This is a genomic window from Marinomonas pontica, from assembly GCF_036322735.1.
In the GTDB taxonomy this organism is placed as follows: domain Bacteria; phylum Pseudomonadota; class Gammaproteobacteria; order Pseudomonadales; family Marinomonadaceae; genus Marinomonas; species Marinomonas pontica.
On record NZ_AP027271.1, the window covers coordinates 1,448,945 to 1,467,739 of the forward strand.

Consider the following 18,795-nt stretch of genomic DNA (forward strand, 5'->3'; position numbering starts at 1 on the left):
ATTGGAACGAGTTGTGCATACTACTCCCTTTCTACAGCAATGATAAGGGGTTACAGGCGGAAGTCGTCGCCTAAATAGACCTTTTTTACCTGTTCATTGTTGATGACCGTACTCGCGTCACCAGAAGCAATGATGTAGCCATTGCCGACAATGTAGGCTTTATCGCAGATGTCGAGTGTTTCTCTGACGTTGTGATCTGTGATTAGAACGCCAATTCCACTCTCTTGTAGGTGTTTTATTATGAGCTTGATGTCGCCAACTGAAATAGGGTCTACACCAGCAAAAGGTTCATCAAGCAGTATGAATTTTGGGTTCATGGCAAGTGCTCTGGCAATCTCCACCCGACGTCTTTCGCCACCGGAGAGCGCCATCCCAAGGTTGGTGCGGATGTGGGTGATGTGAAACTCTTCGAGAAGTTCTTCAAGCCTTGCTTTTTGATCGTCTTTACTTAGCTCTTTGCGCGTTTCAAGGATGGCCAAAATGTTGTCTTCAACAGACATTTTACGAAAAATGGACGCTTCTTGAGGTAAGTAGCCAATGCCTTTTTGGGCACGAGTGTGCATGGCATCGTGGGTGATGTCGTGGCCATCGATAAAGATACCACCCGCATCATTAGCCACCATGCCAACGATCATGTAAAAGCATGTGGTTTTTCCTGCGCCATTGGGGCCGAGCAAGCCGACGGCTTGGCCGGACTCTACTGAGATAGAAACGTCTTTTACGACTTTTCTTTTTTTGTAGCTTTTAGCAAGGTGCTTTGCTTCTAGTAAGGCCATCTATTGTTTTGCCTCAGGCGCTTGTGGTTGTAATGTCATGGATACGCGTCCCGAATCTTTTTTCTCTGCGCTGAATGTGCCGTCTTGAATCATGTACAGAATGTAGTCTGCGGTGATGGAGTTTTGAATGCGGCTTAAATAACCATCGCCAATGATTTCTAATTTAGATTCGTCTGTTTGATAGTGTATTTCATTGCCTTTACTGATCACAATGTTGCCACTCCAGTCCACTTGCTGGCTGAATTTGGCTGGTGAACCTGACGCTTCGAGGCTGCTAAATTTACGCGTATTTGCGTCTGTCGAAACTTTCAGGTATTCGGCTTGGATTTCAATAGAACCTTGTTTTACAAAGACGTTGCCTTTGTAAATGGCTTGACCTGAATTTTGATCGAACGATGCTTCATCCGCTTGAATCTCTAGTGGTTTGTTGATGTCATCAGGCAGTGCGTACGTATATTGGCCAATAAGGGCAGTGGTGAGCAACATGCTGGCGTTAATGAATCGTTTCATATTTTCCTCGTACAGATCCTGTCATCACGACTTCTTCTGAATTTATATAAGTGGTAATCGTACCAGCGGAGGTCTCGCCTTGTGTAGAGGTCAGTGTCGCCGCTCCATAACTGGTAATTGATTTGTCGCTGTCTTTGTAATGCATGTTGTTTGAACTAAGCTGAATGTCTTCCGACTTTAGAAATGTCTTAGTTGCAATGACATTATCGGTTAATAGAATATCATTACTTCCATCATCGATAACCCCTTTATCTGCTTTTGCGTGCCATTGTCCTGAATTAGAGTAGCGTTCAATACTGGGGTTTTCGAGTAGCGTCTTGGATTCAGTCACAAAGTGCAGTGTTTGCTGGGCGTTCAGTGTTTCTATCAATTCACCATTTTGATCAAACTCTTTGACTTTTACTTTGGTAATAAAGTAATCGGGAGAGTTGCGCAATGAATCTGTCTGAACCAGATTTTTTATGGGGGTTGTGCTATACCAGCCTAGCAGGCCGGCACCAATAATAATCGCTGCCGCAACAAAAATGAGTTTTGGTCGAATCTGATCCGTTAAATACGACATTACATTGAGCCGTTGGTGCTAAGTATGAATAAATACACGCCATAGCAAGCGATGAGAGGAAGTCCAACCCATCTTGGGATCGCGTTCTTCTTGGTTTTCTTGAAAATGTAAATGGCAAGCGCCAATGCCAGTGTTAAACCAAGAACCCAGGGAAAGTCTCTGTGAGTGACGCTTGAATCAATGACTCCAGGTGCAAGCAATGCGGGCAATGGAAGTACGGTGGCTAAATTGAAAATGTTAGAACCCAGTACGTTACCAATTGCGATGTCGTGATGACCCTTTCTGACACTGCTTACAGAGGCAGCGAGTTCAGGAAGGCTTGTTCCAATAGCAACTATGGTTAAACCAATGACAAGCTCGCTTACCCCAAGTGCGGTCGCAATGCCTATTGCTCCCCAAACAAGCAGTTTGGAACTACCAATCAAAACAGCCAATCCAATTAAAGCAATGATTAAAGACTTTCCTATAGAGGTGTCTTCATGCTCCGACAGTTCATCTAGCTCGTCTTCTAGATCTTTGCTGCCTCGCAATAACAGGATTAATACAATCAAAAAAGCGGCAATCAGGATAATGCCATCCCAAGCTTCAAGTGTTTGATCGAATAATAAGAAGCCCGTTAGTAGTGTAATAGTAAGCACTAAAGGTACTTCTTTCGTTGAAAGGCCTTGGGCGATTGGAATGGCTGAAAATAACAGGGTGATACCAAGGACCAAAGCAATGTTGGCAATATTGGAGCCCAGCACATTGCCGATGGCAATTTCAGGTGCATTATCAAGTGCAGCAATGGCAGAAACCACCATTTCTGGTGCGGATGTTCCAAATGCTACTAGTGTGATACCAATCACCATTGGGTTGACGTTTAGTTTTTTTGCAACCAGAGCTGAGTGCTCTATGAATTTATCGGAACTCAAAACCAGTAAAATTAAGCCTGCAACAAGGGCGATGGAAAACAGCAACATATCGTTGATAATACTCGTAGAAAAGGAAAGCACCATTTAATGAGGTTTGACGATGAAATTCAAGGCTTGATCTTGCAAACAAATTAGATTTGCCCTTGCTGCGATTCTAATTGTTAAGGGGCAGTGATAGTATCAGGCGATATTTAGAAAGGATGATAAAGGTGTACTCGTGGCTGATGCTTATATAGAAGTCCAAGATTTGAGCTTTTCGAGAGGGGATCGTGTCATTTATGAAAATGTTTCTCTTACTATCCCAAGAGGTAAAATCACCGCGGTTATGGGGCCAAGTGGTACGGGTAAAACCACGTTATTGCGTTTAATTGCGGCTCAATTGTCACCAGATTCGGGTTTGGTGCTCGTGGACGGTAAAAATGTTCATACGTTATCCAGGTCTGAACTTTATAAAGTGCGAAAGAAAATGGGGATGTTATTTCAAAGTGGTGCTTTGTTCAGTGACATGTCTGTGGCTGAAAATATCGCTTTCCCAATGGAAGAACACACTAAGCTTGATGCAAAAGCCATCAACGAAAAAGTGTTGGAAAAACTTCATAGTGTCGGTTTGCGTGGTGCGGCTCGACTAAAGCCTTCTGAACTTTCTGGTGGTATGGCACGACGAGTAGCATTGGCTAGAGCGATCGCGTTGGACCCCGAGTTAGTCATGTATGATGAGCCTTTTACCGGGCAAGACCCGATTTCTAAAGGTGTGCTGGTGAAGCTGATTCGTCAGTTAAATGAATCTGCGAATATGACGTCTGTATTGGTCTCCCATGATGTTGAAGAGTCTCTTTCTATCGCCGATCATGTTTGTATCTTGGCTGGTGGTCGAGTGATTGCAGAAGGGTCGCCAGAAGATATTAGGATGTCGGATGACGCTGAAGTGAAGCAATTTTTAAATGGCGAGCCAGATGGCCCTGTGCCGTTTCATTACCCCGAAAAAGATCGGGCTGGTGTCGAGGTGACGGTATGAAAATGGTTGCATTACTGGGCGGTGCGTTACTTGACTGGATTGAGTCGGTTGGTCGAGCGGGCATATTTTTGGCGCAAAGTATTTTTAGATTGCCGGTACGTTTTAAAGAATCGATTAATCTGCTGATTAAGCAACTGTATTCTGTTGGTGTGTTGTCGCTGGTGATTGTCGTTGTTTCGGGTGCGTTTATTGGTATGGTGTTGGCCTTGCAAGGTTACAGCATCTTGGCCAAATTTGGTTCCGAAGAGGCGGTGGGGCAATTGCTGGCATTGGCGTTACTTCGAGAGCTTGGGCCTGTGGTAACGGCGTTGTTGTTTGCTGGGCGTGCGGGGTCTTCCTTAACGGCTGAGATTGGTCTAATGAAAGCGACAGAGCAGTTGTCTAGCTTTGAAATGATGGGGGTTGATCCGTTACGTCGGGTTATTGCTCCTAGGTTTATTGCTGGCGTTATCTGTCTGCCATTGCTGAGTTTGATTTTTTCCACCACCGGTATTATCGGTGGTCTGGTGGTTTCTGTGAATTGGTTGGGTGTTCATGATGGCGCTTTTTGGTCTCTGATGCAGCAATCAGTTTATTTTGACACTGACATCGTAAATGGCTTTATTAAAGCTGTGTGTTTTTCAATTGCCGTTACTTGGATTGCGGTATATCAAGGGTATGAGTGTGTGCCAACTTCCGAAGGGATTGGTAAAGCCACGACCCGCACTGTTGTTTTAGGTTCATTGGCTATTTTGGCGTTGGACTTTGTATTAACCGCCGCCATGTTTGGAGATTTTTAAAATGAGAAGTAAGCGCACGGAATTGTTTGTTGGGTCTTTTATTTTATTGGGTATTTTGGCGTTTGTTTATCTGGCGGTGCAGGTAAGTGGGTTGGCTTTTACTGACAAAAAGGACACTTACCAGATTGTGGCGAGATTTGATGACATAGGTGGTTTAAGTAATCGTGCCAAGGTAACCATTGCGGGTGTGACCATCGGCAGTGTGGAGTCCATTACTCTTGATAAAGAGCTTTATATGGGGCTTGTTACAATGAATATTGACTCTGATGTGAACAATATTCCTACTGATAGTTCGATTGCTATTTTGACTAGCGGCCTATTGGGTGAGAAATACTTGGGGCTGTCTATCGGTGCTGATGATGAAATGCTGACTGACGGCGGTGAAATATTCGACACGCAGTCCGCGTTGGTGTTAGAGACGTTAATTAGTCAGTTTTTATTTAAAGCCGGTGATTCGGAGAAGTAATATGTTGAAATTGTTGTCACGTGCTTTTTTAATTTTTTCTGTCGTTGGTGCCAGTTTAGCTTGGTCGAATGAAGAAGCGGCTAGAGAGGCCGTCATTGAGGTGGTGGATGCTTTTCGTACACAGATTGTTGCGGATAAAGACGTTTTGTCAAAGGACCCAGCTCTGCTTGAAGAAAGGGTAAACGCCATTTTGGAGAATGTTGTTGATTTTGATGACTTCTCTAAAAAAGTGATGGGGAAATACTACCGTCGTGCCTCACCTGAACAGCGAGTGCGTTTTGCAACCGTCACAAAAGATACGTTGCTAAAAACCTATGGGGCATCGTTGCTTGAGTTGGATGCTGATCGTATTGAGGTGCTGCCTTTGGGGCCTCAAGGTCGTGGTAAAGAAACGAAAGTGGATGTTGACTTTCAAATGGAAGCGGGTGGCTTGTTAAATATTTCCTTTTATATGGAAGAGTCTAAGCAGGGGCGTTGGTTATTGAGTAATATTGTGATTAATAACATTAATTTTGGCTTAACGTTCCGTAAGCAGTTTGGCGTGATGATGGAGCAAAATAAGAACAATATTGAATTGGCGATTAATGCTTGGCGTGAGTCTTTGGCAAAAAAATCATAGTCTAAATTTCCGCAATTTCATTTCTTAAAATCCGAGTCCATTTTGTGGATTCGGATTTTTTTGTCTGGCAGATTGTCAGCCTTGAATAAAATCTAAGAAAACAGCCAGTTTTTTCTTCAGAGTTCGCCTAAGAGGTGTTATGTAGTTGGCTGTACTAAGGTAGAATAAACCAAATTAAGTATATTTATCTATTGGAGCGACTGTGAACGCAGCTGAAGTTAAAGCACTTTTAGAATCCTCTATCCCTAACTGTGATGTGGTTGCAGAGGGCGAAGGTTGTAATTTTCAAGTAGTGGTAGTGACGAGTGAATTTGAAGGTTTGTCGACCGTTAAGAGACAGCAACTTGTATATTCTCACCTCCAAGAAGCCATTTCTAGTGGCGCGATTCATGCCGTAACCATGAAAACCTACACGCCAGAACAAGCAAATAAGCTATAAAATAGCGTTTATAAGAGATTAATAATATGGACAAGCTTCTGATTACCGGTGGTACTCGGCTTAATGGTGTGGTTCGTGCGTCTGGCGCGAAAAATGCTGCGTTGCCAATTTTAGCGGCAACTTTGTTAACGAAAGAACTGATCACCATTAAAAATCTTCCGCATTTACATGATATCACTACCATGCTGGAGCTCCTGGGCTCGATGGGGTGTGGCGTTGTCGTGGATGAGAAAATGAGCGTTCAGTTGGACGTTTCTACATTGAATAACTGCGAAGCTCCTTATGAGCTTGTAAAAACCATGCGCGCCTCCATTTTGGTGCTCGGTCCTTTGGTGAGTCATTTTGGTAAAGCGATCGTATCTCTTCCTGGTGGCTGTGCGATTGGTAGTCGCCCTGTGGATCTGCATTTGCGCGGATTAGAAGCGATGGGTGCAACGATTAGTGTAGAAGGTGGCGATATTGTCGCCAGTGTCGATGGTCGTCTGAAAGGTGCGCGTATCTTTTTTGACAAAGTGACCGTGACAGGCACTGAGAACCTTCTGATGGCAGCAACATTGGCAGATGGTCAAACTATTCTAGAAAACGCCGCACGTGAACCTGAAGTTGTTGATTTGGCCGAGTGTCTTATTGCGATGGGGGCTAAAATCACTGGTCATGGCACCGACACTATCGTCATTGAGGGTGTTGAGGCCTTGCATGGTACAAGCTATCCAGTCATGCCTGATCGAATTGAAACGGGAACCTTCTTGGTTGCGGCTGCGATTACTGGCGGAAAGGTCAGAGTGATCGACACAAACGTTAAATCTCTTGAGGCAGTGTTGTCCAAACTAGAAGAAGCTGGTGCAAAAGTCTCCAGCGGGGAAGACTGGATTGAAGTGGATATGGAAGGTCGACGTCCAGACGCAGTTAATATCAGTACAGCGCCTTATCCTGCTTTCCCAACTGACATGCAAGCTCAATTTGTGGCACTAAACTCCGTTGCAAACGGGGTGGGCCGAGTGATCGAAAATATTTTCGAAAACCGCTTTATGCACGTGGATGAAATGCTACGTATGGGTGCCGACATTGAGGTAACAGGTAACACAGCGATTGTCCGAGGTTGCGAGCGCCTTAAGGGTGCGCCGGTAATGGCGACTGACTTGCGAGCTTCGGCGAGTTTGGTGTTGTCTGCTTTGGTTGCTGAAGGTGATACTAAGATTGACCGTATTTACCACATCGATCGTGGTTACGAATGTATTGAAGAAAAATTCGGTGCGTTGGGTGCGAAAATTTCACGGGTTTTAAATTAATATGAGCAAAACGTTGACGATTGCGCTATCGAAAGGGCGCATCCTTGGTGAAACTTTACCGCTTTTAGAAAAGGCGAATATCGTTCCGCTTGAAGATATTAGCAAAAGTCGAAAGCTGATTTTTGACACTAACCATGACCATATTAAACTGGTTATTTTACGAGCGACGGATGTACCCACTTATGTTGATCATGGTGTGGCGGACTTTGGAGTTGCTGGTAAAGATGTTTTGATGGAAGCTTCTACCAAAAATCTATATGAATTGCTGGATCTAAAAATCGCAAAATGCCGATTGATGACCGCTGGCGTGGTGGGGCAGCCTTTGCCAAATCGACGTTTGAAGGTAGCGTCTAAATTCATTAAAACGGCAAAAGCGTATTTTGCCGAGCAGGGTATTCAGGCCGATGTTATCAAGCTCTATGGTGCGATGGAGTTGGCGCCTATTATGGGGTTAGCGGATTTGATCGTTGATATCGTTGATACGGGTAATACGCTCAAAGCTAACGGCCTTGAAGCTCGTGAATTGATTGCTCCGATTAGTACGCGTCTGGTTGTAAATAAAGCGGCTTATAAAACAAAGTATTCAGAAATTGAACCTATTTTGGAAATGATAAGACGCGCTGTTGACAATAATGAGGGTAAGTAATTGAACCTTAATATTCGTGAATTTACGTCTAGTTCAGATGATTTTCGTAGTGAGCTAGAGGCTCTGCTTGCTTGGGACTCTGTCTCTGATGATGGAGTTCAAAGCGCAGTAGCAAACATTGTAGAGCAAGTTCGTCTTCGTGGTGACGCGGCGGTGATTGAGTTTACTAACCGATTTGATCGTCGTCAGGTTGCAGTGTCATCCGAATTGGAAATCTCCCGTGAAGCACTGGCTTTAGCAAAAGAGCGCGTCAGTGCAGAATTGGTCGCAAGTCTAGAGGCTGCTGCCAAGCGCGTTCGTGATTACCATGAGCGTCAAAAACAGCCTTCTTGGCAGTATCAAGAAGAAGACGGTACTGTGTTGGGGCAAAAAGTCACGCCATTAGATCGAGTGGGTGTGTATGTGCCAGGGGGTAAAGCTGCTTATCCTTCTTCTGTCTTAATGAATGTCATGCCGGCCAAAGTGGCGGGAGTTGGTGAAATTATTATGGTGGTGCCAACGCCTGATGGCTTGGTGAATGATATCGTTTTGGCGGCTGCTTATATTGCCGGCGTTGATCGTGTGTTTACTATTGGCGGTGCTCAAGCGGTTGCTGCATTAGCTTATGGTACCGAAACTATTCCTAAAGTGGATAAGATTGTTGGGCCTGGTAACATCTACGTCGCAACGGCGAAAAAAATGGTGTTTGGTGTCGTGGGTATCGACATGATTGCTGGGCCTTCCGAAATTCTGGTGGTTTGCGATGGTAAGACAGATCCAGATTGGATCGCTATGGATTTGTTTTCTCAAGCAGAACATGATGAAGACGCTCAATCTATTTTGATTTCTCCTGATCTGGCTTTCATTAAGGCTGTAAAAGCCTCCATGGAGCGTTTAATAGACAATCAGAGCCGTAAAGAGATTATTAAAGCTTCGTTAGAAGGGCGTGGTGCGTTTATCCATGTTGAAAATATGGATGAAGCGATGGACATCGCAAATATAGTGGCTGCGGAACACCTTGAATTGTCAATTGATGATCCAGAAAAGTGGGTCGAGAAAATTCGACATGCGGGCGCTATCTTTATGGGTCGTCACACTCCTGAGGCTTTAGGGGATTACTGTGCTGGGCCGAACCATGTTTTGCCTACGTCAGGAACCGCTCGTTTTTCATCACCTTTGGGTGTTTATGATTTTCAAAAGCGCAGCTCGTTGATCTATTGTTCACCTGAAGGGGCAAGTGAATTGGCGAAAATTGCTTCGCCACTTGCTCGTGGTGAATCGTTAGAGGCTCATGCCATGTCAGCAGAGTATCGTATTTTAAAGGATGCTTGATCGTGACTAAATCGTCATCGTCGCATCCAGCAGCACTGTATCAGCTGAGGAAAATAACGCGTATTTTGGCGCTGATTATTTTGCTTTTGGTGTTTGTTGGGTTCTTTTTGCCTACGGCATATCGAGTGGAGCGAAGTGTGTTTATTGGCGTTCCCAGTGATCGAGTTTACAGTGTAATGCTCAGTGGTGACCGTCTGCCAGAGTGGATGTTTATTCAGGGTGGTCATGTTGTTCAATCAGAAGGCGTTTTAAAGCAAGGTGACTCTGTCGCTTTGCAATATAACGATGTGGTTGAACAAGGAGTGTTGTCGTTTACTGATGTGTCTGCGGATCTGATTCGTTTCGATGTTCGCCCTAAGCCGAAAGTGAACCTTGTACACAATGAAATTGCATTGCAATCCAGTAATGGCGGCACTGTAGTTAAGTGGGTAATAGAAGGTGACTTGAGCGCCGGTTTACTAAGTCCATACCTTGCCTTGTTTGCTAATGACATTGCAGGTGCGAACTTCGAGCGCAGTCTTCAGCTGTTAAAAGAGCAGGTTGAACATGTTCGTTAGTCTTTAAGGGCTAATAGGTGATGCGTTGCATTGTGGGTTGTTTTTCTAGCGTGACGTTTGTTTGATAGGATTGCTGCCCACGAATACCCACTAGTGAAATGTGTGTCCCTGGTTTTAATGACGCAATCAGTCGTCTTACTTTAAAGGGGTCTTCACTCGGATTGTTGTTAATTTCTAATATAATATCTCCCACTTCTATCCCCGCTTTTTCAGCTGGACTTTCCTTGGTTATATCACTTACGAGTAGTCCGTGAGTGGCGGGCAGTGCCAAATTCTCTGCTAAGGTTTGTGTGATTTTTTGGGCGTCCATCCCAAGGTATCCGCGCACTACTTCGCCATGTTTGATAATGCTCTCCATGACGTCGAGTGCATCGTTTACTGGGGTGGCAAAACCAATGCCTTGTGATCCGCCTGTGCTAGAGTAAATAGCGGAACTAATGCCGATAAGCTCACCCTTTAAATTCACCAATGCGCCACCAGAATTGCCTGGGTTGATAGCGGCATCGGTTTGTAAAAAATTTTCATAGGTGTTGAGGCCTATGCTGTTGCGGCCCTTTGCGCTGATGATGCCTGCGGTGACGGTTTGCCCAATACCAAATGGATTGCCAATTGCTAGAATGCGATCTCCAACAGAGACTTTGTTGCTGTCCCCCATGGTAATGCTATCTAAATTTGGTAAATCGATTTTCAAAATGGCCAGATCTGTTGAGGGGTCGGACCCAATCAATTTGGCCTCTATGCGTCTGTCATCGTGCAATGCAATGACGATGCTTTGCGCATTTTGAATAACATGATGGTTGGTTAAAATGTACCCATCTCTTGTGGCGATAACCCCTGAGCCTAAGTTGACGCTGTGTTTAACGTCATTATTAGTATTCAGCTTTTTCCGCTGGCTAACCTGAGTGAAAATGTTGACGACTGATGGTGTGGCGACAAGAACAGAGTTTGAATAACTGAAGTCAGCGATTTTTTGCTTCTCTTGTATGAGCAGTGTGGTAAGGCCTATACAAGTGCCCGCAAGAATGGAGATAATGACAGGTGTCCAGTAGTTTTTTTGGTTCATATTTTTAAGGAGTTGCTTTGCTACGCAGTGAATTTGAGTTATTGCTAAACAAGACGTTGAATCCGAGTCGTTTCAAAGATTATGCGCCCAATGGGTTGCAGGTGGAAGGGAAAAAAGACATTCAACGAGTTGTTACTGGTGTTACCGCGAGTCAGGCGTTGATTGATGCGGCGGTCGAGTATCAAGCCGATGCGATTTTTGTTCATCATGGCTATTTCTGGAAAAATGAAGACCCTAGAATTATTGGGATGAAACATCGACGTATTGCGGCTTTGATCAAAAATGACATTAACTTATACGGCTACCATTTACCATTAGATGCGCATCCTAAATTGGGTAATAACGCTGGGCTAGCGAATGCCATTGGGCTTTTGAATCGATCTGCTTTACAGCTTGGTGTGCCTATTGAAGAGTCCATTGGTATCGTCGGCGAATTGAATGAGTCAGTTTCGGCCGCTGTATTTCAAAAAAATGTTGAGTGTGCCGTGGGTCGAGACATTCTGTTTGAGTGTGTTAATGACCGTGCAATTCATCGTGTTGCGTTGTGTACTGGGGGGGCTCAAGGCTATATAGAGCAGGCGATTGAGGCTGATGCCGACGTATTTATTACTGGAGAGGTGTCTGAGCAAACAATTCATGTCGCAAGAGAGATGGGGATTCATTTTATTGCGGCTGGGCATCATGCTACAGAACGATTTGGAGCAAAGGCAATGTCAGCGTTCTTGTCCAGTCATGGGCTGGACTCTGTTTTTATTGATATAGATAACCCAGCTTGATGGCGTGATTCTTGTCATAAAAAAAACGGGCGTAAAGCCCGTTTTTTTATATGGTTCGTTTGGGTTCTAGATCCAAATTTCTGTCGTCTAGACCAAAACTCTCACTCAGCATGCCTGGTTCTTTGTCTTTTTTTAGAGCGTAATCACGTGGTGGTTCGGTGATTGACGTTTCCTCTGTGTTGTTTGTGTTTGGAGTAGAAGGCGCAGCTTCAATGGTTACGCTGCTTAATTGGCTTGCGTTGCTGGCAAGGCAATTTCTTAATTCTGTTAAGCGCTTTTCAACGAAAGTAAGTTGCTCGTTACTGTCTGTAAAGAAGTTATCAATGATGACTTGTTTGTTGTCTAGTTCTTGTTGTAGCGATTTGATGGTAATGATATTTGAATTCGACGCTGTTTGTTTGCTTTGCTGTTTAGTGCTAAAGCTTTTAACAGCCAGCGTGGCAACGCAACCAACAATAATGCCAGTAATAAAGATAATAATATTGAATTCTTCTAAGTTCATGACTTTCTCCAAAAAACAGATGATCCATTATAGCGAAATCACCCCTACGATAACAGCTTGATAGGTGTTGTTTAAGTTGCAATTTGTTAGAATGAATGCAATTCACTCAATTGAACGAAAGAGCGGCGATGACACCCATTACACGTTACAAGCAAGATTTAACAAGAGAAGACTTTCATTATGATCCAGCTCAAGAAGAAGCGGTAGAGGCTCTTCAAGAATTATTTGATCGTTTAGTGGCAAGTCAGTCCAATAAACCTGCAGAAGGTATTTTTGGTCGCTTTCTTAAGAAAAAAGCCCCAGAAGTGGAACAGGGGCTGTATTTTTGGGGTGGTGTTGGGCGAGGAAAAACGTATTTGATGGATACGTTTTTTGATTGCTTACCGACGGAAAAGAAAATGCGTTTGCACTTTCATCGTTTTATGCAAATGGTTCATCAGGAACTGCGTAAATTGAATGATGTCAAAAACCCGCTGGAAATTGTGGGTAAGCAAATTTCTGCGAAAGCGCAAGTGTTGTGCTTTGACGAATTCTTTGTAACAGACATTACCGATGCAATGATTTTGGCTGGGCTGTTGGATGTGTTGTTTAAAAATGGCACGACTTTGGTTGCGACGTCCAATATTGAGCCAGATGGGCTTTATAAAAATGGATTGCAACGTGCGCGCTTCTTGCCAGCCATTGATCTGGTTAAAAAGCACACAAAAGTTATGAATGTTGATGGCGGTGTGGATTACCGATTGCGTACTTTGAAACAAGCTAAGCTTTATCATTTCCCACTAAGTGACGAGGCAGACGAGGCGTTGCATGAGCGGTTCATGAGCTTGATTTCGGATGCATCGCACATTGTTGAAGGTGGCTCTGCAGAAGTTGAAGGGCGTGATATCCCCTTACTGCGTAGTTGTGAAGGTCTTGCTTGGTTTGATATTAAGGCATTGTGTGATGGGCCAAGAAGTCAGGTTGACTACATTGAGCTTGCTCGCGTCTACAGTACGGTGATTATTTCCAATTTACCTCAAATGGATGCGTCACGAGATGACTTAGCGAGACGTTTTATTAACTTGGTGGATGAGTTCTATGATCGCCATGTGAAAGTGATTTTCTCTGCTGAAGTGGCGATTCCAGATATTTATACCGGTACACGCTTGGCCTTTGAATACGATCGAACGGTGAGTCGATTGCTGGAAATGCAGTCCGAAGAATACTTGTCTTTGGAGCATCGTCCGTAACACCTTTTGACTTTCAAAACAGATTGTCTTGTTGTATACTTCGCTCGCCTTTTTAAAGGTAAGTGTACGTTGATCTGATGTTTTGCATCAGGCCAACCAATAATAATAGGTATAGCGTGCCATTGAGCATGCATATTGATAGGGTTTTTTGATGAAAACTTTTACAGCTAAACCTGCTGAAGTTCGCCGCGACTGGTTCGTGGTTGATGCTGAAGGCAAAACTCTAGGTCGCTTGGCTACTGAAATTGCTCGCCGTCTACGCGGTAAGCATAAAGCGGAATACACTCCACACGTTGACACTGGTGATTACATCGTTGTTATCAATGCAGAGAAAATTCACGTTACTGGTAACAAAGCAGCTGCGAAACAATACTACCGCCACACTGGTTACCCAGGCGGCTTGCGTTCTATGAATTTCGAGAAGTTGATTGATCACGCTCCTGAGCGCGTTCTTGAAATCGCCGTAAAAGGTATGTTGCCAAAAGGTCCTTTGGGCCGTGCAATGCACAAGAAAATGAAAGTGTACGCTGGTACTGAGCATCCACATGCTGCTCAACAGCCTCAAGCCCTTAACATTTAATACGGAAGATCATTATGTCAGCTACTCAATACTACGGTACAGGTCGTCGTAAAACGTCTACCGCTCGTGTGTTCCTAAAAGCCGGTTCTGGTAACCTAGTTATCAACAACCGTTCAATTGATCAGTACTTTGGTCGTGAAACTGCTCGCATGGTTGTTCGTCAGCCTCTTGAGCTTGTTGAAGCAACTGAAAAGTTTGATGTTTACATCACTGTTAAAGGTGGTGGTATCTCTGGTCAAGCTGGTGCGATCCGTCACGGTATCACACGTGCATTGATGCAATACGATGAAACTCTACGTCGTACTCTACGTTCTGCTGGATTCGTTACTCGCGACTCTCGTGAAGTTGAACGTAAGAAAGTTGGTCTACGCAAAGCACGTCGTCGTCCTCAGTTCTCTAAGCGTTAATTTTCGCTTTGGAATTATTATCAAAACGCTTGGTGTTTTCGCCAAGCGTTTTTTTTGCTTCAAATACATACAGTGTTACTATCATTCAAATCGAATTTTCTAAGAAAAAGCGTTTGAAAAAATGTTAGAATATCGGCTTTATAAAACAAGAGTTTTATGGTTTGTATGAATCTTTTGTTTTCTAGAGCTGCGCGCTTTGTTAAAGCGTAGAAGAATTTTGAGTGTGATGAAGTTATGTAATATTTTTGTTACTTCATCTCCATATTATAGCTTGTCCTCTTTTTCGAAGAGGGCGTTGATGTTTTCAATATAGGGGTTAGACATGGGTGTTATTGCAAAGCGCTCCTCAATGACGTTCTTCTCAGATGGAGAAGATCATTACAGCCATAGAGTTCGTATTGTATTGGCTGAAAAAGCCGTCACAGTGGACATCATAGATGTAGACCCATTTAACAAGCCAGATGAATTGGCTGATGTTAATCCATACAACGAGCTTCCAGCTTTGGTTGACCGTGACTTGGTTTTGTATGAGCCAAATGTCATGATGGAATATTTGGACGAGCGTTTCCCTCATCCTCCGTTGCTTCCTGTTTACCCAGTAGCGCGTGCTGAAAGTCGTTTGTTTATGTACCGAATTCAGCGCGATTGGGCTAAATTAGTTGATCTGATTTTGACGAGTAAAGACAAAGAAGCCGTAGCTCAAGCGCAAAAAGAATTGCGTGAAGGTCTGTTAAACGTCGCGCCAATTTTTGAAGAAAAACCCTATTTCATGAGTGACGAGTTCACTATCGTGGATTGTTGTTTGGCTCCGATCTTATGGCGTCTTCCTGTGTTGGGTGTTGAGATTCCTAAAGAGCAAGCAAGAGCGCTGTATAAGTATATGGATCTTGTTTTTGCTCGCGAATCATTCCAAGAAAGCTTGTCTGAAGCTGAGCAAGAAATGCGTTTAGACTAAACCTTGATGTTTGTTGAGTTTAGTTGAGTTGCAAAAATAGGAGCCTAACCGCTCCTTTTTTTATGAAAATAATTGTGGGTGGAAATGACAATGTTACCGAAACGATCTTATTTATTGAATGCGGCTTATTCTTGGGTTGCGGATAACGATATGACGCCTTACCTTTTGGTGGATGCTGAGCAGGAAGGGGTCGTGGTGCCAACGGAGTTTATTAATGATGGGCAAATAGTGCTAAATATTAGCATGTCTGCGGTGCGTCATTTGATCATGGACAAAGATGCAGTGTCTTTCGAGGCGCGCTTTAGTGGCCGACCTATGCAGGTCTATGTTCCTATTTCTGCTGCATTAGCGCTTTATGCAAAAGAGAATGGTGATGGTCTTGTTTTTCCTGAAGAAGACTTTGATTTAGAGCCAACTCCAACTCCGACGCCGCCTGAACCTAAAAAAGGCTTTCAATTGAAAGTGGTTAAATAGTTTAACAATACAAAAAACCGCTCTTGAAGTGATCCCCAGTAATTGGATAGTCCAACTTTATGGGGGCACTTCATATGCGGTTTTTTTATATTCAATATTTCTCGTATTTCTCTTGGGCTAGTCTTCATAGCCAAATAATTGGCGCTCCAGCAAATCCACTAAAATATGAATGACTGTGAGCTGGCATTCGTGTGTTCGGGCTGTGCCCAGTAAGTTGATTTTAATCTCGGTGTCATCTTGAGAGGTGAGTGAGGAGACATTTTTGGCTTCTGGGCTGGTGAGCGCCACTATGCTCATTTTGCGCTCGTGTGCCGCTTGAATGGCCTGAATGATGGGGGATGTATTGCCTTTGTTGGCTACCACAAACAAAATATCGCCAGGGTTTCCTAGTGCGGTTATTTGTTTAGAGAACACATCGTGATAGCTGTCATTATGCGTAATGGCCAGTAAAGCAGACCCTTCTCCGCTTAGGTTGATGGCGGGTAGTCCTGGACGTTCTCTGTCCATTCTATCCAGCATCAGGGTGCTAAAATATTGGGAGAGGTGGGATCCGGTGCTATTGCCAATGCATATGACTTTGCCCCCAGAAGCGATGCTGGTAAAGATAACCTTAGCGGCATGCTCTATATAGGGTGGTAAGCTTTCGAGTGCTTGCTGTTGTGCCTCAAAGCTTTGGGCAAATTGTGTATAGATTGCTTCTTGAAAATCCATAGTGATTAAAATACTGCTTTTAGCCAAGTTAAGTGTTGTGAGTCTATTTTTTCATCAAATAATATTGCATCGAATCGACTTGCATGGTGTTCTTTGCTGTTTTTCTGCAGCCATAATGCCGCACTGTTGCGCACTTTTTTTAGTTTGGCAGTGCTTAAGCTCTCTGCTGCGCTACCATGCATGGCGTTTGCTCTGTAACGTACTTCGATAAAGACATAAGTGTCTTTGTCTAAGAAAATTAAATCAATTTCACCCATGCGGCAGAAAAAATTTCTTTCAATAAAGCGAAGGCCTTCTTTGAGTAAATGCTTTTCAGCGACTTGCTCGGCTTTTTGGCCATTATTTTTCGATACTTTCCTTTTGTTCAAAAAATTGCTGACTGTTCGCATATACCAAATTTCCTTTTCGGTAAGTCATGATTTCAGGTCGTTTATGAAAAATGCCATTTTCATCAATGGTGATAATGCCTGTGTTTGCTGAAATTTTAGTGCTTGGCAATAGTGTAAACAGTGGGTATTTATTAGCCAGTAAATAGGAATCAGCACCAAGCGCTTGCAGTCTGCGTAAAATGTTTGAGTTTTGATTTTTGAGTACTGAGCTTAATGTGACGTTTTTGGGAGTTAGAGCGGGTAGCTCAGTAAATAAAATTCGTTCAATGTCTTCTGACTTCGTAGATTTTTCGGGAGCGCTGTCGTTCAAGGTGCTGCTGGCTAGCATTGGGATTTTGTCAGCAAAATAGAAATCCAAAAGAGGGCGGATTTGTTTTGCGTCATTTAGTTTGCCAACGTAGTAGACATAATCCAAATCTTCTCGTGATCTTGCGATGCTTTCTACGTTTGTCCCCGTCCATTGTTCAATGAGCCTCTTACGGGCAAAACTTTCATTGATCAATAACAATTTCTGGATGGCATCTTGTCGTCCTTTCGGGGTGTTGGCGTAGGACTGATTGGAAATGATATCAACATTTTCCTTGCTGGCAGCCGCTCGAAATTCGTCACTTTGTTTTAATGCCCAAGTGTCTTGGATGCTTAATATAGCGGCCTTTTTAGCGCCTTCTTTTTTTGCAAAAGTGATGATTTCGTGAATTTCATCGTCAGCACTGAGTGAAAAATGGTACAAATTTTTAGGGTGTTGATTTATGTCCAGCTGGTTTAATGCAATAACGGGATAAGGCAGCTCTTGACGACTGACTTGAGCGACATTGTTTTTTTGCAGTGGGCCAATAATAACATCAGGCTGTTTTTCATTTGCGGCATTAAGGGCGTCTAAAACCGTTGGGAAGGCATCGATATCTACAACGCTCACCGTTGGTCTGGCTTCTTTCTGGCTGTAGTAGGTGGCAAAAAAACCATCAACTATGGCTTGAGAGGCGCGCTCGAGCTTACCGCTCATTGGCAATAATAAGACAATCTTTTGAGGTGCCATTTCTTTGACCGATGACATGATCAAAAAGTCTTGCGGTGGTGTAAGTGATGCTGGATGGTTTGGGTTGGCTGTCTGCCATTTCTCAAACATAGTGAGCTGTTGCTCGATTGATAAAGATTGATCTCGCAAAATACTGCTGATGGTTATCCAGCCATTCAGTAACGGAATATTTTGCTGTGATAGTTCATCCAGGTCGTTTTGAGAAAGGTTTTGAATGGCTGTCCATAATTTGGCTTGATTCTCATCGCCCTCGTTCAATGGCAAGTTGTACGTTAGATCCATGCGTAGGCGAACCGCATCAGACCAATTTCCAAAGTACTCCAATAAAGACGCTTTCGACTCTTTTAGAGTGTTTTGATTATCTGGATGACGCGCGGCAGGCAAGGTATCGGCTTGCTCTAAATAGTGCATTGCGTCTGTCGCGTTGTCTAAATAAGCGGCGGTTTGTGCTGCCAATAGATAAGCGTTGAATTGTATTGAGGAGGTGGTTGGTAAAACATCGCTCTCTAACAGGTCTAGGGCTTTCTGAAATTCACCTTGCTCATAAAACGTTTTTGCCGAGGTGTAGCTCGCCGCTAAGGCGTCCGAAACGTCGGAGCTTTTCCTTGGATGGTAGATGCTTGGAGGCAGTGTATTTTCTACTGGGGTATTCACAGTGGCTTTTTGAGCTTGGGGTTGTGGCTGCTCCATATTTAAATTCATGGAATTACAGGCGCTTAGCAGCAAACTACAAAGAGTTAATGGTATGATGCGGTAATTAATGAGGCTCATAAGCTTATATAAAAGTGACAAA

At 43.7% G+C, this 18,795-nt stretch carries 24 protein-coding genes; 15 read left to right on the plus strand and 9 right to left on the minus strand.

The window, feature by feature from the left end:
• Nucleotides 1-50: 50 nt before the first annotated feature.
• The 4 genes from lptB to AABA11_RS06760 are packed head-to-tail and all read right to left on the minus strand — an operon-like array spanning nt 51 to nt 2,807.
• Nucleotides 51-776 (minus strand): LPS export ABC transporter ATP-binding protein, encoded by a 726-nt coding sequence (gene lptB, locus AABA11_RS06745; protein ID WP_338266459.1) that lies wholly within the window; start codon nt 774-776, stop codon nt 51-53.
• Nucleotides 777-1,286, minus strand: a complete 510-nt coding sequence (lptA, locus tag AABA11_RS06750; protein ID WP_265729327.1) for a lipopolysaccharide transport periplasmic protein LptA — start codon at nt 1,284-1,286, stop codon at nt 777-779. It lies immediately after the preceding gene.
• Nucleotides 1,270-1,848, minus strand: coding sequence for an LPS export ABC transporter periplasmic protein LptC (lptC, locus tag AABA11_RS06755; RefSeq protein ID WP_338266462.1), 579 nt, complete (start codon nt 1,846-1,848; stop codon nt 1,270-1,272). The genes lptA and lptC overlap by 17 nt, the downstream gene beginning before the upstream one ends.
• Nucleotides 1,848-2,807 carry a calcium/sodium antiporter gene (locus AABA11_RS06760; protein ID WP_338266464.1) on the minus strand — a complete coding sequence of 320 codons (960 nt, stop codon included), beginning with the start codon at nt 2,805-2,807 and terminating at the stop codon, nt 1,848-1,850. The genes lptC and AABA11_RS06760 overlap by 1 nt, the downstream gene beginning before the upstream one ends.
• 169 nt (nt 2,808-2,976) lie before the next feature.
• Here AABA11_RS06760 and AABA11_RS06765 point away from each other — a divergent pair, with 169 nt between their 5' ends.
• From AABA11_RS06765 to AABA11_RS06805, 9 genes are all read left to right on the plus strand, one after another.
• Nucleotides 2,977-3,774, plus strand: a complete 798-nt coding sequence (locus tag AABA11_RS06765; RefSeq protein WP_338266467.1) for an ABC transporter ATP-binding protein — start codon at nt 2,977-2,979, stop codon at nt 3,772-3,774.
• Nucleotides 3,771-4,553: a lipid asymmetry maintenance ABC transporter permease subunit MlaE gene (gene mlaE, locus AABA11_RS06770; protein ID WP_265729331.1), complete on the plus strand. Its 783-nt coding sequence runs from the start codon at nt 3,771-3,773 to the stop codon at nt 4,551-4,553. The genes AABA11_RS06765 and mlaE overlap by 4 nt, the downstream gene beginning before the upstream one ends.
• Before the next feature lies 1 nt (nt 4,554).
• Nucleotides 4,555-5,019 carry an outer membrane lipid asymmetry maintenance protein MlaD gene (gene mlaD, locus AABA11_RS06775; protein WP_265729332.1) on the plus strand — a complete coding sequence of 155 codons (465 nt, stop codon included), beginning with the start codon at nt 4,555-4,557 and terminating at the stop codon, nt 5,017-5,019.
• A gap of 1 nt (nt 5,020) precedes the next feature.
• Complete coding sequence (locus tag AABA11_RS06780; RefSeq protein ID WP_265729333.1) at nt 5,021-5,638, plus strand: MlaC/ttg2D family ABC transporter substrate-binding protein; 618 nt, start codon at nt 5,021-5,023, stop codon at nt 5,636-5,638.
• Nucleotides 5,639-5,840: 202 nt separating this feature from the next.
• Nucleotides 5,841-6,077 (plus strand): BolA family protein, encoded by a 237-nt coding sequence (locus tag AABA11_RS06785; protein ID WP_265729334.1) that lies wholly within the window; start codon nt 5,841-5,843, stop codon nt 6,075-6,077.
• A 26-nt stretch (nt 6,078-6,103) separates the two neighbouring features.
• Entirely contained in the window at nt 6,104-7,366 is a 1,263-nt protein-coding gene (murA, locus tag AABA11_RS06790) for a UDP-N-acetylglucosamine 1-carboxyvinyltransferase (RefSeq protein WP_265729335.1), read from the plus strand.
• Between the two features lies 1 nt (nt 7,367).
• A complete protein-coding gene (hisG, locus tag AABA11_RS06795) occupies nt 7,368-8,012 on the plus strand; it encodes an ATP phosphoribosyltransferase (RefSeq protein ID WP_265729336.1) in 645 nt (214 codons plus the stop codon).
• The gene (gene hisD / locus AABA11_RS06800; protein WP_338266473.1) at nt 8,013-9,323 is read left to right on the plus strand and encodes a histidinol dehydrogenase; all 1,311 of its coding nucleotides are present in this window, start codon (nt 8,013-8,015) and stop codon (nt 9,321-9,323) included.
• Between the two features lie 2 nt (nt 9,324-9,325).
• Complete coding sequence (locus AABA11_RS06805; protein ID WP_338266475.1) at nt 9,326-9,880, plus strand: SRPBCC family protein; 555 nt, start codon at nt 9,326-9,328, stop codon at nt 9,878-9,880.
• Between the two features lie 10 nt (nt 9,881-9,890).
• On the opposite strand, the gene AABA11_RS06810 is transcribed toward AABA11_RS06805, so the two are convergent.
• Nucleotides 9,891-10,943 carry a S1C family serine protease gene (locus AABA11_RS06810; protein WP_265729339.1) on the minus strand — a complete coding sequence of 351 codons (1,053 nt, stop codon included), beginning with the start codon at nt 10,941-10,943 and terminating at the stop codon, nt 9,891-9,893.
• A gap of 17 nt (nt 10,944-10,960) precedes the next feature.
• Here AABA11_RS06810 and AABA11_RS06815 point away from each other — a divergent pair, with 17 nt between their 5' ends.
• Nucleotides 10,961-11,719, plus strand: a complete 759-nt coding sequence (locus tag AABA11_RS06815; protein ID WP_265729340.1) for a Nif3-like dinuclear metal center hexameric protein — start codon at nt 10,961-10,963, stop codon at nt 11,717-11,719.
• Nucleotides 11,720-11,765: 46 nt separating this feature from the next.
• On the opposite strand, the gene AABA11_RS06820 is transcribed toward AABA11_RS06815, so the two are convergent.
• Nucleotides 11,766-12,221: a ZapG family protein gene (locus tag AABA11_RS06820; protein WP_265729341.1), complete on the minus strand. Its 456-nt coding sequence runs from the start codon at nt 12,219-12,221 to the stop codon at nt 11,766-11,768.
• A 128-nt stretch (nt 12,222-12,349) separates the two neighbouring features.
• Here AABA11_RS06820 and zapE point away from each other — a divergent pair, with 128 nt between their 5' ends.
• From zapE to AABA11_RS06845, 5 genes are all read left to right on the plus strand, one after another.
• Nucleotides 12,350-13,450: a cell division protein ZapE gene (zapE, locus tag AABA11_RS06825; RefSeq protein WP_265729342.1), complete on the plus strand. Its 1,101-nt coding sequence runs from the start codon at nt 12,350-12,352 to the stop codon at nt 13,448-13,450.
• A gap of 151 nt (nt 13,451-13,601) precedes the next feature.
• Nucleotides 13,602-14,030, plus strand: coding sequence for a 50S ribosomal protein L13 (gene rplM, locus AABA11_RS06830; RefSeq protein ID WP_012070101.1), 429 nt, complete (start codon nt 13,602-13,604; stop codon nt 14,028-14,030).
• Nucleotides 14,031-14,044: 14 nt separating this feature from the next.
• Entirely contained in the window at nt 14,045-14,437 is a 393-nt protein-coding gene (rpsI, locus tag AABA11_RS06835) for a 30S ribosomal protein S9 (RefSeq protein WP_265729343.1), read from the plus strand.
• A gap of 322 nt (nt 14,438-14,759) precedes the next feature.
• Nucleotides 14,760-15,392 (plus strand): glutathione S-transferase N-terminal domain-containing protein, encoded by a 633-nt coding sequence (locus tag AABA11_RS06840; RefSeq protein WP_110572968.1) that lies wholly within the window; start codon nt 14,760-14,762, stop codon nt 15,390-15,392.
• Between the two features lie 90 nt (nt 15,393-15,482).
• On the plus strand, nt 15,483-15,866 hold the full coding sequence (locus AABA11_RS06845) for a ClpXP protease specificity-enhancing factor (RefSeq protein WP_265729344.1): 384 nt from the start codon (nt 15,483-15,485) through the stop codon (nt 15,864-15,866).
• 117 nt (nt 15,867-15,983) lie between these two features.
• Here AABA11_RS06845 and AABA11_RS06850 read toward each other — a convergent pair whose 3' ends face one another.
• From AABA11_RS06850 to AABA11_RS06860, 3 genes are read right to left on the minus strand one after another with little or no spacing between them, the layout of a single operon-like run.
• Nucleotides 15,984-16,577 carry an SIS domain-containing protein gene (locus tag AABA11_RS06850; RefSeq protein ID WP_265729345.1) on the minus strand — a complete coding sequence of 198 codons (594 nt, stop codon included), beginning with the start codon at nt 16,575-16,577 and terminating at the stop codon, nt 15,984-15,986.
• A gap of 5 nt (nt 16,578-16,582) precedes the next feature.
• Nucleotides 16,583-16,966 (minus strand): YraN family protein, encoded by a 384-nt coding sequence (locus AABA11_RS06855; RefSeq protein ID WP_265729346.1) that lies wholly within the window; start codon nt 16,964-16,966, stop codon nt 16,583-16,585.
• Nucleotides 16,917-18,704, minus strand: coding sequence for a penicillin-binding protein activator (locus tag AABA11_RS06860; protein WP_338266489.1), 1,788 nt, complete (start codon nt 18,702-18,704; stop codon nt 16,917-16,919). Before AABA11_RS06860 ends, AABA11_RS06855 begins: the two co-directional genes overlap by 50 nt.
• Nucleotides 18,705-18,795 lie beyond the last annotated feature (91 nt).

Excerpts from the sequence above, each read along its gene's own strand:
- AABA11_RS06780 (WP_265729333.1), top strand. The coding sequence starts at position 5,021 with ATGTTGAAATTGTTGTCACGTGCTTTTTTAATTTTTTCTGTCGTTGGT.
- lptA (WP_265729327.1), bottom strand. The coding sequence starts at position 1,286 with ATGAAACGATTCATTAACGCCAGCATGTTGCTCACCACTGCCCTTATT.
- AABA11_RS06820 (WP_265729341.1), bottom strand. The coding sequence starts at position 12,221 with ATGAACTTAGAAGAATTCAATATTATTATCTTTATTACTGGCATTATT.
- rpsI (WP_265729343.1), top strand. The coding sequence starts at position 14,045 with ATGTCAGCTACTCAATACTACGGTACAGGTCGTCGTAAAACGTCTACC.
- hisG (WP_265729336.1), top strand. The coding sequence starts at position 7,368 with ATGAGCAAAACGTTGACGATTGCGCTATCGAAAGGGCGCATCCTTGGT.
- AABA11_RS06845 (WP_265729344.1), top strand. The coding sequence starts at position 15,483 with ATGTTACCGAAACGATCTTATTTATTGAATGCGGCTTATTCTTGGGTT.
- AABA11_RS06810 (WP_265729339.1), bottom strand. The coding sequence starts at position 10,943 with ATGAACCAAAAAAACTACTGGACACCTGTCATTATCTCCATTCTTGCG.
- lptC (WP_338266462.1), bottom strand. The coding sequence starts at position 1,848 with ATGTCGTATTTAACGGATCAGATTCGACCAAAACTCATTTTTGTTGCG.
- AABA11_RS06855 (WP_265729346.1), bottom strand. The coding sequence starts at position 16,966 with ATGCGAACAGTCAGCAATTTTTTGAACAAAAGGAAAGTATCGAAAAAT.
- murA (WP_265729335.1), top strand. The coding sequence starts at position 6,104 with ATGGACAAGCTTCTGATTACCGGTGGTACTCGGCTTAATGGTGTGGTT.
- lptB (WP_338266459.1), bottom strand. The coding sequence starts at position 776 with ATGGCCTTACTAGAAGCAAAGCACCTTGCTAAAAGCTACAAAAAAAGA.
- zapE (WP_265729342.1), top strand. The coding sequence starts at position 12,350 with ATGACACCCATTACACGTTACAAGCAAGATTTAACAAGAGAAGACTTT.
- AABA11_RS06850 (WP_265729345.1), bottom strand. The coding sequence starts at position 16,577 with ATGGATTTTCAAGAAGCAATCTATACACAATTTGCCCAAAGCTTTGAG.
- mlaE (WP_265729331.1), top strand. The coding sequence starts at position 3,771 with ATGAAAATGGTTGCATTACTGGGCGGTGCGTTACTTGACTGGATTGAG.
- AABA11_RS06860 (WP_338266489.1), bottom strand. The coding sequence starts at position 18,704 with ATGAATTTAAATATGGAGCAGCCACAACCCCAAGCTCAAAAAGCCACT.
- AABA11_RS06760 (WP_338266464.1), bottom strand. The coding sequence starts at position 2,807 with ATGTTGCTGTTTTCCATCGCCCTTGTTGCAGGCTTAATTTTACTGGTT.
- rplM (WP_012070101.1), top strand. The coding sequence starts at position 13,602 with ATGAAAACTTTTACAGCTAAACCTGCTGAAGTTCGCCGCGACTGGTTC.
- AABA11_RS06840 (WP_110572968.1), top strand. The coding sequence starts at position 14,760 with ATGGGTGTTATTGCAAAGCGCTCCTCAATGACGTTCTTCTCAGATGGA.
- mlaD (WP_265729332.1), top strand. The coding sequence starts at position 4,555 with ATGAGAAGTAAGCGCACGGAATTGTTTGTTGGGTCTTTTATTTTATTG.